The organism is Thiosocius teredinicola, from assembly GCF_002009425.1.
Taxonomy (GTDB): Bacteria; Pseudomonadota; Gammaproteobacteria; order Chromatiales; family Chromatiaceae; genus Thiosocius; species Thiosocius teredinicola.
Map to the genome: position 1 here is coordinate 3,496,718 of NZ_CP019936.1, position 17,420 is coordinate 3,514,137.

The 17,420-nt window shown below is 61.9% G+C and carries 15 protein-coding genes and 1 tRNA gene; 8 read left to right on the forward strand and 8 right to left on the reverse strand.

From position 1 onward, the window contains the following. Window position 1: 1 nt before the first annotated feature. From B1781_RS16555 to B1781_RS16575, 5 genes are all read right to left on the reverse strand, one after another. On the reverse strand, window positions 2-685 hold the full coding sequence (locus tag B1781_RS16555; RefSeq protein WP_078120719.1) for a flagellar hook assembly protein FlgD: 684 nt from the start codon (window positions 683-685) through the stop codon (window positions 2-4). A 6-nt stretch (window positions 686-691) separates the two neighbouring features. Continuing rightward, entirely contained in the window at window positions 692-1,105 is a 414-nt protein-coding gene (gene flgC / locus B1781_RS16560) for a flagellar basal body rod protein FlgC (RefSeq protein ID WP_078120720.1), read from the reverse strand. Further along, window positions 1,102-1,497, reverse strand: coding sequence for a flagellar basal body rod protein FlgB (gene flgB, locus B1781_RS16565; RefSeq protein WP_078120721.1), 396 nt, complete (start codon window positions 1,495-1,497; stop codon window positions 1,102-1,104). Before flgB ends, flgC begins: the two co-directional genes overlap by 4 nt. A 204-nt stretch (window positions 1,498-1,701) precedes the next feature. After that, window positions 1,702-2,523: a CheR family methyltransferase gene (locus tag B1781_RS16570; RefSeq protein ID WP_164513430.1), complete on the reverse strand. Its 822-nt coding sequence runs from the start codon at window positions 2,521-2,523 to the stop codon at window positions 1,702-1,704. 37 nt (window positions 2,524-2,560) lie between these two features. Next, the gene (locus B1781_RS16575; protein ID WP_078120723.1) at window positions 2,561-3,505 is read right to left on the reverse strand and encodes a chemotaxis protein CheV; all 945 of its coding nucleotides are present in this window, start codon (window positions 3,503-3,505) and stop codon (window positions 2,561-2,563) included. Window positions 3,506-3,616: 111 nt separating this feature from the next. Between B1781_RS16575 and flgA the strand changes: the two genes are divergently transcribed. From flgA to B1781_RS16610, 7 genes are all read left to right on the forward strand, one after another. Then, a complete protein-coding gene (flgA, locus tag B1781_RS16580) occupies window positions 3,617-4,333 on the forward strand; it encodes a flagellar basal body P-ring formation chaperone FlgA (RefSeq protein ID WP_164513431.1) in 717 nt (238 codons plus the stop codon). A gap of 148 nt (window positions 4,334-4,481) precedes the next feature. After that, window positions 4,482-4,823, forward strand: a complete 342-nt coding sequence (gene flgM / locus B1781_RS16585; RefSeq protein WP_125932140.1) for a flagellar biosynthesis anti-sigma factor FlgM — start codon at window positions 4,482-4,484, stop codon at window positions 4,821-4,823. Window positions 4,824-4,833: 10 nt separating this feature from the next. Then, a complete protein-coding gene (locus B1781_RS16590) occupies window positions 4,834-5,313 on the forward strand; it encodes a flagella synthesis protein FlgN (RefSeq protein WP_078120726.1) in 480 nt (159 codons plus the stop codon). A gap of 127 nt (window positions 5,314-5,440) precedes the next feature. Next, window positions 5,441-5,517, forward strand: a tRNA-Arg gene (locus B1781_RS16595). Between the two features lie 374 nt (window positions 5,518-5,891). Beyond that, window positions 5,892-8,180, forward strand: coding sequence for an NHL repeat-containing protein (locus B1781_RS16600; RefSeq protein ID WP_078120727.1), 2,289 nt, complete (start codon window positions 5,892-5,894; stop codon window positions 8,178-8,180). A 40-nt stretch (window positions 8,181-8,220) separates the two neighbouring features. After that, window positions 8,221-9,510: a hypothetical protein gene (locus tag B1781_RS16605; RefSeq protein ID WP_078120728.1), complete on the forward strand. Its 1,290-nt coding sequence runs from the start codon at window positions 8,221-8,223 to the stop codon at window positions 9,508-9,510. 19 nt (window positions 9,511-9,529) lie between these two features. Next, window positions 9,530-12,388, forward strand: a complete 2,859-nt coding sequence (locus tag B1781_RS16610; RefSeq protein WP_164513432.1) for a WG repeat-containing protein — start codon at window positions 9,530-9,532, stop codon at window positions 12,386-12,388. A gap of 127 nt (window positions 12,389-12,515) precedes the next feature. Here B1781_RS16610 and B1781_RS16615 read toward each other — a convergent pair whose 3' ends face one another. The 3 genes from B1781_RS16615 to B1781_RS16625 are packed head-to-tail and all read right to left on the reverse strand — an operon-like array spanning window position 12,516 to window position 16,222. Continuing rightward, window positions 12,516-13,523: an XdhC family protein gene (locus B1781_RS16615; RefSeq protein WP_078120730.1), complete on the reverse strand. Its 1,008-nt coding sequence runs from the start codon at window positions 13,521-13,523 to the stop codon at window positions 12,516-12,518. Between the two features lie 13 nt (window positions 13,524-13,536). Continuing rightward, the gene (locus B1781_RS16620) at window positions 13,537-15,753 is read right to left on the reverse strand and encodes a xanthine dehydrogenase family protein molybdopterin-binding subunit (RefSeq protein ID WP_078122107.1); all 2,217 of its coding nucleotides are present in this window, start codon (window positions 15,751-15,753) and stop codon (window positions 13,537-13,539) included. A 10-nt stretch (window positions 15,754-15,763) separates the two neighbouring features. Then, on the reverse strand, window positions 15,764-16,222 hold the full coding sequence (locus B1781_RS16625) for a (2Fe-2S)-binding protein (RefSeq protein WP_078120731.1): 459 nt from the start codon (window positions 16,220-16,222) through the stop codon (window positions 15,764-15,766). A gap of 180 nt (window positions 16,223-16,402) precedes the next feature. On the opposite strand from B1781_RS16625, the gene B1781_RS16630 reads away from it, so the two are divergent. Beyond that, window positions 16,403-17,380 (forward strand): AraC family transcriptional regulator, encoded by a 978-nt coding sequence (locus B1781_RS16630; RefSeq protein ID WP_078120732.1) that lies wholly within the window; start codon window positions 16,403-16,405, stop codon window positions 17,378-17,380. Window positions 17,381-17,420: the final 40 nt, after the last annotated feature.

Consider the following 17,420-nt stretch of genomic DNA (forward strand, 5'->3'; position numbering starts at 1 on the left):
GTTAGAAAATCTGTTGTACGTTGTTGAAGGCGATCGGACCCAGGCCATCGAGGTTCAGCGTCAGCCCGTTGCTGCCACTGAGGTTCACGCTGTCGACCTTGGCGAAGAGTTTGGTCTCGAGGTTGACCGGTTCACCGTTCTGCATCGCCTGCACGCTGAAGTGATAGATGCCGGGGTTGGCATAGGTGCCTGCGTCGGTCAGGCCGTCCCAGTTGAATTCCAACGCGCCGGAGGGCGCGCTGCCCAGCGGCATCTCGCGCACCAGCTGACCGACCGAATCGGTGACACGCAGCGTGACCTCGGGGCTGCTCTGCGCCAGTTCGACCTGGCCACGGACGGTGCTGCCGGTAGACAGGTAACCGCTATCGACCGGTGCCAGCACCTCGCGCCCGACCAACGAGCCGGCCTGCAGTGCCTGGCCGGAGGTGATCGATGCGGCCAGCGATTCGAAGTTCTGATTGAGCTGCTCCAGGCCGGTGACCGAACCGAACTGCGCAATCTGGCCAAGGAAATCGCCGTTCTCCATCGGTTTGAACGGGTCCTGGTTGTTGAGCTGGGTAACCATCAGCTTCAGAAAGGTGTTGAGTCCCAGTTCGGTCGCATCGTTGGTGCCGCGCGCCTGCGTGGTGTTGGAAGTCAGTCCCAGACTGGCGAAGACGTCTTCCTGTGCGGTGATCGTACTCATGTCCGCTTACCTCCCGAGGTTGATGGTCGCGGTCAACATCTGCCGGGTGGAGTTGAGCACCTCGACATTGTTCTGATAGGCGCGCGATGCAGAGATCATGTTCGCCATCTCTTCCATCACGTTGACGTTCGGCCGGTAGATGTAACCCTGCTCGTCGGCCAGCGCATGTTCCGGTGCGAACTCGCGTACCAACGGCGCCTTGCTCTCAACGATGCCGGCCATCTGCACACCGACTGACGGATTGCGTGTATTGACTTGGTCGAGCACCGCCTTGAACACCGGCTGACGTGCGCGGTAGGTCTCTTCGAGACTACTCGAGACCGCATCGACGTTGGCCATGTTGCTGGCGACAACGTTCAAACGCAGGCTCTGAGCATTCATGCCGGAGCCGGCGATATCGAAAATCTTGAAACTACTCATTGACTGGTACCTTTGATTGCCATCATCAGGCCTTTGATGCGGCCATCAAGAAAACGCAGGCTGGCCTGATAGCGCATCGCGTTTTCACTGAACTCGGCCTGTTCGCGCTCTGCTTCGACCGTGTTGCCGTCGAGCGACGACTGGTGCGGAATGCGGTAACCCATCTGGGTTGACGCGACCACACCCTGGTCCGCCTTAATGTGTCCCGTCTGGGTTGCCGCCAGACGAACCGGCTGCTGTACCTCGTTGCGCAGCATGGCGGCGAAATCGAAATCGCGCGCCTTGTAACCGGGCGTATCGGCGTTGGCGAGGTTGGAAGCGAGCACCTCCGAACGGCGTGCGCGTAACCGCAGCGCTTCTTCGTGGATGCCAAAGATGTTGTCGAAACTCATGTAGACGGCCTGTAAAACGGTGTTCCGAGCGATTTACAGCAGAACGCGTGCCAAACGACACAGACCGATTTAATTCAAGGACTTAGAAACAAGTCCGGGGATAAGGAGAAGGTCGTGCGGCAAGCCATTGCCGATCCGCTTGCCGCCCAATCGGCAAACCGCGCGGCAAGCGTTGTGCCGTTGCCGGCAGGGGAAAATGCCGCGTCAGGAACGGACGCGGTAGACGAGTCCACCCGAGATGCTGCGCATCTCGAACAGGTCTTCGTTACCACTCATCGACTCGGTCGAACCGAGGAAGAGATGACCGCCGGGGTTCAGCGAACGGGCGATGCGCGAGACGATGTCGCGCTTGCGTTCCTGGGAGAAATAGATCAGCACGTTGCGGCAGAAGACGATATCGAACTTACCGAGGATGTCGAACGGCTTGAGCAGGTTAAACGGCCGGAAACTCACGCGCTGGCGATACTCGGGCAACACCTCGATACAACCGCCCTGGTCGCGGAAATAGCGGCGACGCTGATCGTCGGTCAGTCCACGCGATGCCGAAACGCCACAATAGCTGGCGCCCTGCGCCTCCTGCAGTGCGGTCGGCGAAATATCGGTACCGACGATCTCGTAGTTCAGCGTGCGCGAAACGCGACCGTCCTTCATGCCGTCCTGCAGACAGATCGCCGTTGTGTAAGCCTCCTGGCCGGTTGACGCAGCAGCCGACCAGATACGCAAACGACTGGGTTTGCTCTCGGCGATGATGCCGTCGATCAGTACGCGAAAATGCGCCGCATCGCGAAACCAGAAGGTTTCGTTGGTGGTCATGGCGTCGACTACCGCGGTCTGCACCCGCGTGTTGCCGAGCGAGGTCAGCTTGCTGACCAGTTCACCGTAGCCGTTCAGACCGAAAGTCGGCAGCAAGCGGCCGAGTCGGCTGACGACGAGGTATTCCTTGCCGGCACCAAGGCGGATGCCCGCCTGATTCTCGAGAAAATCGTGAATCGCAGCGTATTCAGTCGGCTTTAAGGTATTGGTCACGGCTCCCTCTGCGGACCTGCTGCCACCGGCGGCGCGATCAAGCGTTTTTGGCGCGGGCGTCTGCATGTCGCTGCAGGAATTCCTGCACCATCATCGCCAAGGTATCAGGTTCCCACTTGGGCAGGAAATCGTTCGCGCCGACTTTCTGCACCATCGACTTGTTGAACACACCGCTCAATGAGGTATGCAGGATCACATGCAAGTGACGCAACTGCGGATGCTCGCGGATCGCCTTGGTCAGCGAATAGCCGTCCATGCGCGGCATCTCGACATCGGAGATCACCAGCGACAGCCAGTTTTCGACGTCTTTGCCTTCGTCGAGCCACTGCAGCAGCAACTCGAGCGCCTGTTGACCGTCGTTGGCGGTGGTGAATTCCACACCCATCTGTTCGAGCACACGGGTCACCTGCTTGCGCGCCACGCTCGAGTCATCGACCATTAATACATGCTGCGCGGGCATGTCCTCGGCGCGTTCCTTGATGATGCCGTCCGACACCTCTTCCTGGCCGCCGACGACCTCTTTCAACACCTTCTCGACGTCGATGATCTCGATCAGCTCGTTGTCGACCTGGGTCACCGCCGTCATGTAGGTGCCGTGCGCGGCGCCCTTGGGCGGCGGCAGGATCTCTTCCCAGTTCATGTTGACGATGCGATCGACGGAATCGACCAGGAACCCCTGCACCTTGCGGTTGTACTCGGTGACGATGACGAATTTTTCGCGATGATCGCCAATCGGTGCGGCGCCGATGGCGCGCGATAGGTCGATGATGGCGATCGTACGACCGCGCATGTTGGCGATGCCGAGGATCACCGGATTCGACTGCGGAATTTCAGTCAGCGGAGGGCACTGAATGACCTCCTGCACCTTGAATACGTTGATACCGAAGCGCTGGCGGCCTCCCAAGCGGAAAAGCAGCAGTTCAAGACGGTTGTGTCCTGCCAACTTCGTGCGCATATCAACGCCATCAAGTACGCCTGCCATAGGGGTCTCCGCGATCGGAATGATTCGATGCTGTGCGTAGCGGCGTGAAAGACCCAAGCTTTAGGTAGCTTCCCAACGGCTGCCGGCATGGCTTTTGCTCACCCACACGGCATGAGAACCAAAAGACGGAAATTCGACACCTGGCTACTTGCGGCCTGCTGTTTGCTGGCCACAGCGGCGCACACATCGGAGCGCAAACACGAATCGCACGATGCGATCCGTGCGGCGGCCGAGGCCCACGTGCTGGCGCAGGCCGACGAGTTTCCGACCACGCCGGTAGTCAAGGCCGGCGATCTCGACAGCCGACTCAAACTCTCGGCATGCGACGAGCCGCTGGAGACCTACGATTCGCCCAACGGGCTCAATCGTGGCCGCGGCGTGGTCGGCGTGCGCTGCCCCGGCAGTACGCCGTGGAAGATTTACGTTCCTGTTCAGATCGCGTTGATGGACTACGTCGTGACGACGCGTCGCCCGCTGGTACGCGGCCAGGTGCTGGATGCCGACGACCTGATGCTCAGCGAAACCGACATCTCGCGGCTGCATAAGGCGTATTTCACCGATATCAAAGATGTGGTCGGTCTGCGCACCAAACGCTCGATCGGCGCCGGCTCGACGCTACATGCGGGGCTGCTGAAACGCGAGAAGCTGGTCAAGCGCGGCAGCCAGGTCGACATCATCGCCGATATCGGCGGTCTGCACGTGGCGATGAAAGGCAAGGCCCTGGCCGACGGGGGGCGCGGTGACCGCATCCGGGTGAAAAACCTGACATCGGGCCGGGTGGTCACCGGCGAGGTTACGCAGGCCGGTACGATTCGCGTCATGAATTGACTGCCCGTCCGATTGCCAACTGGTGCACAGAAGTTCCGTCATCCAGACAGGTTTCGGAATGAACTTCACAACTTACGCCGGCTGCTTTAAGTCCGTCAAAAGTCGGACGATACCCTGAGCGTGAACTCGTGAAATAGGTGTGACCGAGATGGGCATTGAAATTAGTGGAAACCGGGGACGTCCGCCGCAGGAACTGATCGATGCGGCCAAAACCCAGGCAGCCAACAGTACATACAACGCGTCGGGAAAGACCGCCAGCGCCAACAGTGGCAACGGCAGCCCTTCCAGCCAAGTGAATCTGTCGACCACGGCGTCGCAGCTTCAGGCACTCGAAAGCCAGATCGCCAACCTGCCGGTTGTCGACACGCAACGTGTGCAGGAAGTGCAACGTACCCTGGCGACCGGTTCGTTCGAAGTCGAACCTGCGCGTGTCGCAGACAAGGTACTGACGTTTGAAGCAGGCTTGGGGCCCTCGTCGGCATCGGCCTAACGGAGACTGAATGGATAGCGAGCAGCTCGTAAAGGCGTTTACCGCCACGGTTCAAGCCAGTCTGCATGGTTTGCAGACGATTGAACCGGTGCTGCGACGTGAGCAGGATGCACTCACCGGGCGCGATCCCGGTGCGCTCGACCAGGTCGTGCGCGAAAAACTCGAGTTGCTCAAGCAGATCGAGCACGGCATTCATGCCCGCGACCGATTGCAGCAGACCGCCGGGTTCGGTCCAGGCCTCGAAGGGGGGCAGCAACTCGTCGATGCAGTCAACAACGCGGCCCTGTCGCGCGACTGGTCGATGTTGGTCGAGCTGGCCTCACAGGTTGCAGAGCTGAACAACTACAACGGCCAACTCGCCGTGCAGGGGCAGCGCTCGACGCGCATGGCACTCGGCATTCTGACCGGACGTAATGCGCAAGAAGATACCTACAGCACCTTGCGCCGCAAACGCGGCCCGGCTGCCGGCTACAACTTCGGCAAGGCGTAGCCACGCATTGCCGCCCGTTTTCCGGGGCGGCCGTTTCAGAACCTTCCCACTCAGGGTAGAATTCGCATTCGCACGTCACCAGGCCGTTGCCGGCGCACATCGCGCTCGCGCAGCGACGACTGTTTCTGCCCTCGTAGCTCAGCTGGATAGAGCGCACCCCTCCTAAGGGTGAAGTCAGAGGTTCGAATCCTCTCGGGGGCACCATCTCTCGCCCCATCTATCAGCGGAGCACCGGCCGGCGACATCGCCGTGCGATGTTCCCTGTTGCACGCGACAGACATCACCGCAAACCAGGTTCGCATCATTGAGTTTGCAATGACGAACCATTGCTTTTCGCTCGCCTGGTCGCGCTGCGTCCGCAAGCCGTTCGATTGCATCCCCCGCATTTGCAGGCACATGCGCAAATCGAGCGTCGTACCCCAGCCGGGGCCGGCTGCCGCACCTCGCGTGGACGGGGTATCGGGCTGTTTGACACGGCCACAGCTCATCACGAGAATGCGCCCTCGCCAATTTTGTCGCCAAGCGACACGTGCCGCCAACCCGAACCGGTGTGCAATCAAGCTAAGGACAAGCTTTCGATGAATCTTCGTTCGCGCAAACTCGCGCTGCTCTTCGCTTCCTTTCTGACAACTCTTACATGCGGTGCTGCGGCATCCGACGGCGACGACGTCGGAACGCTCGAATGGATCGTCGGCATACCCTGGGGAGACGGCAACGTGGACGGGGTCGGCGAATCGGCGCGCTTCGCCGGTCCTTTGCGACTTGCACCGAGCAATGACGGCGGCCTGCTGATTGCCGACGAATATGCAGACACGCTGCGCAAAGTCGATCCAGATCTGCGCGTGACCACGCTCGCCGGACAAGCAGGAGTCGGCGCCTACCGCGACGGTCCGGCCGACCGGGCCCTGTTTTCATCTCCCATGGGCATGGCACAGTCAGCAAACGGCACGATCTATGTGGCCGATCGATATAACGACGCGATTCGCAGCATCTCGCCTGACGGCACCGTCAGCCTGCTTGCCGGCAAACCGGGAGAAGACGGCGACAGCGATGGCCGCGGTACCCAGGCCCGTTTCAGATGGCCGGTGGATGTCGCACTCGACGGCGAAGGCCGCATCTGGGTGGCAGACCACTACAACGAGGCCGTGCGCATCGTGTCGCCGAATGGTTACGTAACGACCTGGCCGGTGCGCGATTCACAGGCGCCGCAGATCGGCGGGAACAGCGCGGCAGTGACCGACACGCGTTTTCCGGGTATCGACTTCATCGCCTCTGCGCCGGACGGCACCATGGTCGTTGCCGGCGAATGGGGCATCTCACGTATCGATGGAGACACCGCAACCCGGGTGGTGACGTCGATGTCCGCCGAGAAAAAACAGGAAATCATCTCGATGTACGGTGATATTCCGAGCGAACAGTTACCCGCGTGGGCTGCGGCCGAACTCGCCTTGGCACGCAGCGAGGGGGCGTCCATCCAGTCGATCGGCGGGCTGGCCGTCAAAGCGGACGGCACGCTGCTCGTTGCAGACAAGACGCAAGGCCTGGTCTTCGAGGTATCGCCCGACGGTACAGCCAAGGTCGCCGCCGGCCGTTCGACCGACGAACCGCACGCCGGCGTCGAAGGCAAGGCCGACGTCGCACTGCTCAACCAGCCCGGCAGCATCGCCGTCGACAGCGCCGGCAACGTGTTCGTCGCCAACCAGGAAGAGAGCGTGCAACAGATACTGCCCGACGGCGAGGTACGCAACGTGCTCGGTTTTGCCCCCGGCTATCGGGTTCGCGACTTGGACGCCAGCCACGTGCTGCACGGCAGCTGCGACGTGGCGATCCAGAACAAGCAGGGCGAAACCTTCGTCGTGCAACGCCTCGACAACACCATCGTGCAATTCGACGCGAACGGGAACCGCCTGCGCCAATTCGGCCAAGACACCGCCAGCATTCGTGCGCCGGAAAGTGAAACCTACGTGGACGGCGGCGCGAATGTGGCCCGCTTCCACTACCCGCAAGACATCGAGTTCGGCCGTGCAGGTGAGGTGTTCGTTGCCGATCAAAACGGCATTCGTCGCATCGCACCGGATGGCGAAGTCTCGACGTTGATCGGCAACGCCGGCACACCCGATCGGCGTGATGGCGATTTTGAAAGGGCGAGCTTCTTCCGCCCTTATCGCCTGGCTTTCGATGGCCGCAACACGCTCTATGTTCTGGATAACAGCCCCTACATCGGCGGTGGTCCGGTCGGCGAGGTCGTACGCAAGCTCGACCTCGACACCCACGAGATCAGCACCGTCATCGATGCCAACAGCATCCAAGACGCCTACCTGACATTGCCACCGGAAAAACAAACCTTCTTCCGCAGTGAACTCAAAGACATCGGCAGCGGACCGGATGGCTCGCTGTACGTGCTCGGCGAGCACGGCGATCTGTACGTGTGGACGCCGGCGCAAGGTCTGCGCATCGCCCGCTTCCCCGGCAGCCTGATGCCCGCCGATACCGACGAAGCCGAAACCATCCTGGATGCCAAAGGCAAACCCGTCGAGAACCATCTCGTACGCAGTGCGGCGATTTCGGGGCGGACTGAACACCTGGCGGTCGATGCGTTCGGCAATGCCTATGTCACCGACGCGTCGGCCAATGTCGTACTGCGTATCGACGCCGACAACAACGTGGACATCATCGTGGGTACCCTTGGCGTAAGCGGCAACACAGAAGGCCCGCTGCCCGGCAGCCTGGAAAACCCGGAGGGCCTGTCGATCACGCCGCAAGGCGATCTGCTGATCACCGTGCTGCATTCCGGCGTGATCCGCGTGCGCCAGCCGCACAAGCTCAGCGGTGTTCGAATCGGCACCGCTGAACATACCGTTCGCTAACCCTCGACATCACACCCCTACCAGCCAGCATCGTATCGCCATGACATACCTCCGCCATGCCTTGAAACATGCCGCAGGCCTGGGCCTGTGTTGCAGCATAGCCGTTGCTCACGCCGACTTGAAGATGACGCAGTGGCTGTACTATTCGATGTACGCCAGCGACTCCGCCCATTCGGTTCATCTGGCTGCGCTGCAGCCGTTGCCGAACGGTCTGCTCGCATCCGCCAGCCGTTATCCTCGCTTCTCGGGAGAACCCTGGACCGACGATGAATCCGCACTTGGCTGGTACAACTACGCCCCGCGCGTAATCGACTGCGAGACAGGTTTTTCGATCACGACCGGCGCGGAGCTGCTGGATGCCGATGGCGGCGTGGTCGCGAAGCGCGACAATGCGGCCGAGCTGCTTGGCGAATGGCGAAGCAGATATGGCGAACGACTGCACGACCCGCGATGGCCTGCAAACAACGAGCTGTTCCTCGCCTGCACCGCTGTTGGCGATGAGGCGCTGCGCACCGCACGTGCCAAGCTCGCCGGCGCACCTCAACCACGCCTGACCTACAAACCGCTGCTGGCAACTTTGCGCGAAGATACCGAGCGCCTTTGGGCACGCAGCGCATGGGCTTACCAGATCGACCTCGCACAACAGGACGCCCCGACGTCGCCTGACGCAGTGGCCGCCGCGGTCAAAGCGTCCTACGACGCATGGCTCGCATCATTCGGCGCACTGAGCGCCTATCCGACGGGCGACGCGTCGCAAGCCGTCGGCAATGCCGGTCGACAGTGGCTCACCGAATCGGGCCTCAACATCGTCGATATCAAGTCGCATGGCGACGGAACCGTCGAATACACCGATCGCAAGCCGACGCAATACGACATCCCCTACGGCACGCTCGACCAGCGCCCGGCGAATACCGAACAGGCAACGCAGGTGCACCTGCATGTCTGGGCCGATTGTCGTAGCGGAGTTTCCGTCGCTCAGCGCCTCGACTGGCTCGATGACGCAGGTTCGGTCCTCGCCGAACAGCAACCGGGCCTCGAGGCATTGACCAACGACGTCAACAACAGAATCGCCACGGCGGCCCAATCCGGCAACAATCTTTTCGTTGTACCGGGCAACGACAGCGTCGCTTTGCGCGTGTGTCTCGCCACGGCGGCTGATTGTGCCCAGGTCGAACTGACCGACGTCGGGCCATTTCGCCTGTCCAGCGACGATACGCGCAGCATAGAGAATGCGCCGAGCGCACAAGATGCGTTGCTGGTCATTCGCGCGGCCGCCCGCCGCCACAGGCAGCGCTTCGTTCCAGCGTGTCGAATCGATGCAACACAATGATCAGCAAGGAGGCTCCATCGTGCACCAAAGTTTCGTGACCCGGATCGAGCGCCTGCGTAGCCCGGCGCGGGCACTGCTACTGCTGGCGCTGCTCGGCAGCGTCCAGCAGCCGCATGCACAAGACAGCAAGTTGCAGGATTCGGCGATCAGCCAACTGCATACCTATCAAGACGGAATGGCCGCGTTTGAGATCCGCGGCAGTTGGGGCTTCGTCGACCGCGCAGGCCATGTCGCCGTCGAACCGGCCTACTCCGAGGTACGCGACTTCTCCGAAGGGTTGGCGGCCGTCTCGATCGACGACCACTGGGGTTATGTCGACCGGCGCGGCGAGCTGAAGATCCCGGCAGCGTTCACGTATGCCAGAGACTTCAAACAGGGCCTCGCCGCCGCCAGCACTGCCGACAGCCAATGGGGATACATCGACACCGATGGCAATTGGGCGATCCGGCCCACGTTTTCCGGTGCCAGCGACTTCGTCGACGGGGTCGCAATCGTCAACGAAGGCTACAATCAACACCGCCTGATCGATCGATCCGGCAAGCTCATCAAGAAGTTTCCGGCAGACTACGACATCGACGAGTGGAAACGCGACTTCGGCGTGCTCATCGTCACCAAGCCACCTTCCTCCAGTTATTTCAACATCGATGGACAGACGGTCGATCTACCGCCGGGCGTGTCCGATTTTCAGAACTACGGTGACGGACTGCTGGTGCGTGCCGATACCCAGCAAGGTGGTCTTGCCTATGGCGCCACCGACCTCGAAGGCAACTGGGTCGTCAAACCGCGCTTCAAATCGCTCGGCGTTTTCCACGACGGCGTGGCCATCGCCGAGAACGAGGCCGGATTCGGCCTTATCGACAAAACGGGAGAATTCACCGCCCCAGCGCACTATGCGAGTATCGAACGGATCGCATCGGGACACTTCATTGCACGCCGACGCGAGGCGCCGCATCACGTCGAAGCGCTGGCAACCGACGGCCAGCGACTCTTCCCCAACCCATGCCCGCGATTGCAACATCGCGAGTTGGGAGCGTGGACAGTCTTCATCGGCTGCGAGGCCACCTGGGCCATCCACGACAAAGGCACGCCTCAACAGGTGCCCTTCTCGATACCCGAGGTTGCCCAGGTCGGCGATCACCTGCTGATTCAGGACACGGCGGCGGCGTCGGCCAAACGACCGACAGCCACGGCATTCACCCTTTTCGACCCCACCGGCGTCGTCATATCCAGCGATAGCAGTGAGGCTGCCGCGCCCTACGACTGGGCCATGCTGATCAAGCCTGAGCAGCATGCAGATGCCGAAGCGGCACCGACGCTGCCACTGGCCCTGCTGGTCGGTGCAGATGGTGACGTCGCCATCGTTACCTACGATCACCGCATCGTCCACAAGGACGAATGGCGCTACGACCCGCTGCTCCTGGAATATGGCAGCACACTGCCCGAAGTGTATGGGCCGATGGTAATGAAGACGGCCGGCGGCTACGGCAGCATCGATGCATCCGGCAACTGGCTGCTTGCCCCGACGTTCACGCGCCTTCAACCCTTCGTCAAGGGCGTGGCACGCGCGCGCAACGGTGAGAAGGAATTGCTGGTCGGCGCCAAGGGCAACACACGGGAGATCCCGGAAGGTTTCCGTTTCGCCGGCGTGGTCACCGCCAACCGGGCCGCCATTGTCAAAGACCGTGAGAACGGCGAGCGCGAGCGCATCGAACTCAACCTCGCCACCGGCGAGCAGTACCAATCCATCGAGCAACCCGGCTACTTCGGTTATTCCAAGACACACGCTGGACTCAAGCCGGCGGAAGACGGCAATAAATGGGGATTGGTCGACACACTCGGTAGCTGGGTCGTGCCCGCCACCTACGACCGTACCCCGGAAGCACTCAAGTGGAACAATAGCTTTCTCGGTTGGAAGATCAGCCAGAACGAAAAGAATAATGATGGCTGGAACCACAGCCTCTACGGCTTGCTGTCGCCGACCGGCGAAGTCCTGTCCGCACCCCGGTATGACAAGATATCGGTGCAACGCGAAACCGGACTGTTGCTGATCACCGCGCAGGGCGCGTACCGGACCGGCCTGATGTCGGTCGACGGCAAGATCCTGCTGCCGCCGATCTACAAGAACATCCGTTATACCGACAACGGGTGGTTCGAACTGACCACGGACGAACAGGTCGGGTTGATGGGCACAGACGGCGAATGGCTGGTACAGCCGGGCTTTTTCAAGTTCCACGACCTGAGCCGCTCGCCGATCTCCCGCGAGATCATTGCCGATGAAGACGTGTTGATCGATACCGCGGGGCGCGTGTCGAGTGCCGACATGCCGCTTTCCCCGCTCGATGACAACCCGGACTACTGGCTCTACCGCGTCGAAAGCAACGACAAGGGTGAAGACCAAACCGTCTACTACGGCTTCGACTGGAAACCGCGCGTGACGCTGCCGGGACGTATCGATAAACCGTTCTCCGAAGGCACCGTCACGGTTACAGCTGGCAGCTACGACAATCCCGGTGTGCAACTGATCGACAGCAGCGGCAAGCGCAGCGCATTGCTGCCCTACGAAACGATTGAGCCCATGGTCGGTGGACTCGCTGTCGCCAAACCGTTCAGTCAAGATGACCGCACAGCACGCTACGGCTTCGTCGATAAGACCGGCGCACTCGTGATCCCTGCCGACTATGAGCGTGCCGACAGTTTTTCCGAACAACGCGCCATCATCGTCAAGCACGGCAACTACGGCGCTATCGATGCGGCGGGCAAGCTGCTGTTTCACAGTGCATGGCGCTGCGGCAAGTATCCGGTCGTGATCGATGCCGATGAACGCATCGTCTGGCCGGAAGAAGAGGCCAAAATCACTGAATGCCCGGCCGAGAACTGAGGGTGATCAACCCCCTACTGACGATGCGTTCGAGAACGGCCCGACAAAGCAACGGTTCAGCAGACGGCCTGGGCGCAATGCCGAAACAACGCCGCCTGGCGACGCGGGATATTCGACACGCATTGCGCTAGGTCGCAAGCCGGTATCGCACGGCGTCTTCGGCGCCGGCGGAAGACTGCGCAATACCATCACTCACTGAGTTCTTGACTGCCGTGATCTCGGCGATGATCGACACCGCGATCTCGGGCGGAGTATGGCTGCCGATCGGCAGCCCCACCGGCCCATGCAAACGATCGACCTGCTGCTGCGACAGTTCGCAATAGTCACGCAAGCGCGCACGCCGCGTGGCATTGGTCTTACGCGAGCCCAGTGCACCGACAAAGAAAGCCGGCGAGCGCAAAGCCTCGATCAGCGCCATGTCGTCGAGCTTGGGATCGTGGGTCAAGGTAACGACCGCACTACCGGCATCCAGACCGCGTTCGATAATCACGTCGTCCGGCATTGCGCGCAGCAACTCGCATCCCGGCACATCCCATTCCGACGTGTATTCTTCACGTGGATCGCAGACGGTGACCCGGTAACCGAGCGCCTGTGCCATCGGCACCAGGAAACGTGCGATCTGCCCCGCCCCAACCAACAGCAGGCGTAGCGCCGGACCATGCGGTGTGCTGAATACGCGCCCATCCCAGGTTGTTCGCGATCGACCGTCGGCAGGTTGCAGCGATACCTCTCCGCTGAGCAGATCGACACGCCGTTGCAGCCGTTCGCCGTTTGCGATGCGCTTGCTCATCGCTTCCAGCAGATCAACATCCGGTGCCGCTTCGATCAACAGTTCGAGCGTACCGCCGCATGGCAGACCGAAACGCAACGCCTCATCGCGGGTGACGCCGTATCGAATCAACTGCGTCCTTCCGTCGCTGAACTCGCCGCTGCGGATGCGTGCAATCAGATCTTCTTCGACACAACCGCCGGAGACCGAACCATGCACGCGACCGCGTTGATCGATCGCCATCCATGCGCCGGGCTGGCGCGGCGCCGAACCCCAGGTGCGAACGACGCTGACCAACACGAAGCGACACCCTTCGGCCGCCCAGCGGCGGGTGGCATCCAGGACCTGTGAATCGAGCGTATCCATTGCAGAGCTCCGCTCAGGCGGCCAAAGAAGCGCTATCGATCGGCAGGCTGTACAGACGTTTGCCGGTTGCCGCCGCGATCGCATTGACCACAGCCGGCGCGACCGGCGGCACACCGGGTTCGCCGATGCCGGTCGGTGGTTCGGCAGACGGCATGATGTGCACCTCGACCTGCGGCATCTCGTCGATACGGATCGGCGCATAGCTATCGAAGTTGTCCTGCTCGACGACGCCGTCTTTGAGCGTGATGGCACCGTGCAATACGGACGACAACGCAAAACCGACACCACCTTCGACCTGGGCACGCACATTGTCCGGGTTGATCGCGATACCGCAGTCGACTGCCGACACGATTCGATCGACTCTGACCGAGCCATCCGGTTTGACCGATACCTCGGCAACCTGTGCAACGAAGCTGTTGAACGACTCGTGCACCGCGATACCGCGACCGCGACGCACACCGTCTGCAGCAGGCAAAGGCGTTCCCCAACCGGCCTTCTCGGCCGCCAGCTTCAACACCCCGGCATGGCGCGGATGCTTGTCGAGCATCGCAAGCCGCCATTCGACCGGGTCCTTACCGGCCTTTTGCGCAACCTCGTCGAAGAACGCTTCGGTCGAGAACGCGGTATGTGACGAGCCCACCGAGCGCCACCACAGCACCGGCACACCCACATCGGTCGGTGAATGCAGATCGACCCACAGGTTCGGTATCGCGTAAGGCAGGGTCGATGCGCCCTCGACCGACACCGCATCGATTCCGTCCTTCAACAACATCTTCTCGAACGGCGAGCCGGTAACGATCGATTGGCCGACCAGCCGGTGATGCCAGCCGGTCAGTTCACCGTCCTTGCCCAGCGACGCCTTCAGGGTGTGATAGAACGCCGGTCGGTAGTAACCGCCATGCATATCGTCTTCGCGCAACCACACCAGCTTGACCGGCGCACTGCCGCCATGAGCCTTGACGATCTGCGCAGACTCGACCAGGTAGTCCGAATCCTTGCAGGCACGACGGCCGAAGCTGCCACCGGCATACAAGGTATGAATCGTGACCTGTTCGGGTTTGAGGCCGAACACTGCAGCCACGGCATGCTGATCGCCGGTGTGCAGTTGCTCGCCATTCCAGATTTCACATCCCTGCTCGCTCAGCTGCATCACGCAGTTCATCGGCTCCATCGCCGCATGCGCGAGATACGGAAACTCGAACGCGGCCTCAACGGTTTCGGCAGCAGCGGAAAACGCCGCAGCGATATCGCCATCGTTGCGCGCGTTGAGGCCCGGCTGTTCGGCGGTTTCACGGTACTGCGCCATGAGTGCGTCGCTGCCGAGTGCAAAGGCACCGCTGTCGTCCCACTCGATCTGCAAGGCATCGCGACCTTTCTTCGCCGACCAGGTGTCGTTGGCCAATACGGCAACACCTTGCGGTATCTGCACGACATCGACGACGCCGTTGATGCCCTTGGCTTTAGCGGCATCGAACGCCTTGACCCTGCCGCCGAAGCGCGGCGAATGGGCAACCACGGCGACCAACATGCCCGGCAGCTGCACATCCTGGGTGAACTGCGCCGTGCCGTCGGTCTTGGCGTCGCTATCGACACGCGGCGCCGATTTGCCGATCAGGCGGAAGTCTTGCGGTGCCTTGAGCGTGACTTCGCTCGGCACCGGCTGCCCGGCCGCCGCTTCGGCTAGTTCGCCGAACGTTGCCGACTTGCCCGAAGCCGCATGCTGCACGACGCCATCGCGCACACTGATCTGTGTTGCCGACACCTGCCACAGGCTGGCGGCCGCAGCGATCAGCATCGCGCGCGCTGCGGCGCCTGCCTTGCGCATCTGCTCCCAGGAGTTCGCCATCGCGGTACTGCCGCCGGTGCCCTGCGCCTGCCCCCAGAACAGGTTGTTGTAACGTGCAGCATCGGCCGGCGCACCCTCAACGCGGATCTGAGACCAGTCGGCATCGAGTTCTTCGGCGACCAGCGTCGCCAAGCCGGTATAGGCACCCTGCCCCATCTCGAGATGTTTCGAGATCACCGTGACGGTGTTGTCGCTGCCGATGCGCAGGAACGCGTTGGGTTCGAAGATCATGTCGCCGACCGCCGCGCTGCCTGCCTTGCCTGGCCCCGCCTGCACCTCGGCGCCGACGATGCCGGGCATGAACAGACCGAGAGTCAAGCCTGCGCCTGCCTGCAGGAAGCGACGGCGACTGACGTTTTCGATCGAAGTTGTCTTGGCTCGCATCGTGATCTCCTCAGCCCAGCGCCTTGGCGGCATCATGGATCGCGGCACGGATCCGCACATAGGTCGCGCAGCGGCAGATGTTGCCGTTCATCGCGGTGTCGATATCGCTGTCGCTCGGTTGCCGGTTGCGCTTGAGCAGCGCGACCGCGCTCATGATCTGGCCCGACTGGCAGTAACCGCATTGCACGACGTCGCGCGCCCGCCAGGCGGTCTGCACGACCTGGCCGACCGGGTCGTTCGCGATGGTCTCGATGGTGGTGATATCGGCACCCGCGGCCGCCGACAGCGGTATCGAGCAGGAGCGCACCGGCGAGCCGTTCATGTGCACCGTGCAGGCGCCGCACAGGCCCTTGCCGCAGCCATACTTGGTGCCGGTGAGCTGCAGGCTGTCACGCAACACCCACAGCAGGGGGGTATCCGGGTCGACGTCGACATCGCGCCGTTCGCCGTTCACTGTCAATCCGATCATCAGACAACTCCTGGTTGCAGTCGGGTAACAGACGATAAATCGCCTGGCAGGAAGGTACGGCCAGTCTGTGCCGAACCGCGCGCCACGCAACTACCCAAAACTGCGAACTTATTGCCTGATCCTCCACAACAACGGGGGCGAACGCTCGTCGCCGCATCGTAAATCCGGTACGCTGCCGACATGACCACCCTTGCCACATGCCCCGCGCCGGCACCCCTCCCGGCAGCCCAGGCGCAGACCCACGAAAGCCAGCGTGCCGAACTCGCGCAGATCATTGCGCGACACTGTCCGCACGACGGCACCTTCGACACGCCGATCGCCGGCCTGCACTTGTTTCGCGGTTCATCGACCGGCGCCCCGAGTTGCTCGATCATCAGCTCGGTGTTCGCCATGCTCGCCCAGGGCGCCAAGCGCCTGCTGGTCGCCGACGACGCCTACGACTACGACGCCCGCCACTACCTGGTTTCGTCGGTCGACCTGCCGATACTCGCGCGGATCAGTGAGGCCAGTCCGCAACGGCCGTATCTCGGCCTGGCACTCGACATCGATCCGCTGAAGATCGGTGAACTGACCGCGGCGCTGCCGCAGTCTTACCGCAGCGAGCCGCTCAGTCGTGCGATCGGGGTCGATAGCCTGAACGTCGATATCCAGAACGCGGCGCTGCGTCTGCTGCGCTTGCTCGATACGCCGGACGACATCCCGGTACTGGCACCTATCGTCGAACGCGAACTGCTGTACCGGGTGTTGACCGGATCGCTCGGTGCGAGACTGCGTCAGGCCGCCGCAGCCGATAGCCACAGCCATCAGATCGTGCGCGCCATCGGCTGGCTGAAGGACCATCTCGATCAACCGTTCAGCATGACCGTGCTGACCGATGTGGCCGGCATGAGCAAGTCGTCGTTGCACCAGCACTTCAAACAGATGACCGGCATGACACCGTTGCAGTATCACAAGCAACTGCGGCTGCAGGAGGCACGCCGGCTGATGCTGGCCAACCTCGAGGATGCCGCCTCCGCCGCGCATCGCGTCGGCTACGAAAGTGCTTCACAATTCAGCCGCGAGTACCGCCGCATGTTCGGCGCACCGCCGGCGCGCGATATCGCCCAGCTGCGCAACGAACAGGGAGAGACGCGTTGCATCGCAGACGACCCTGACTGACGCTGCACGATCGATCCCCGTACCCCATTCCGCTCTATCG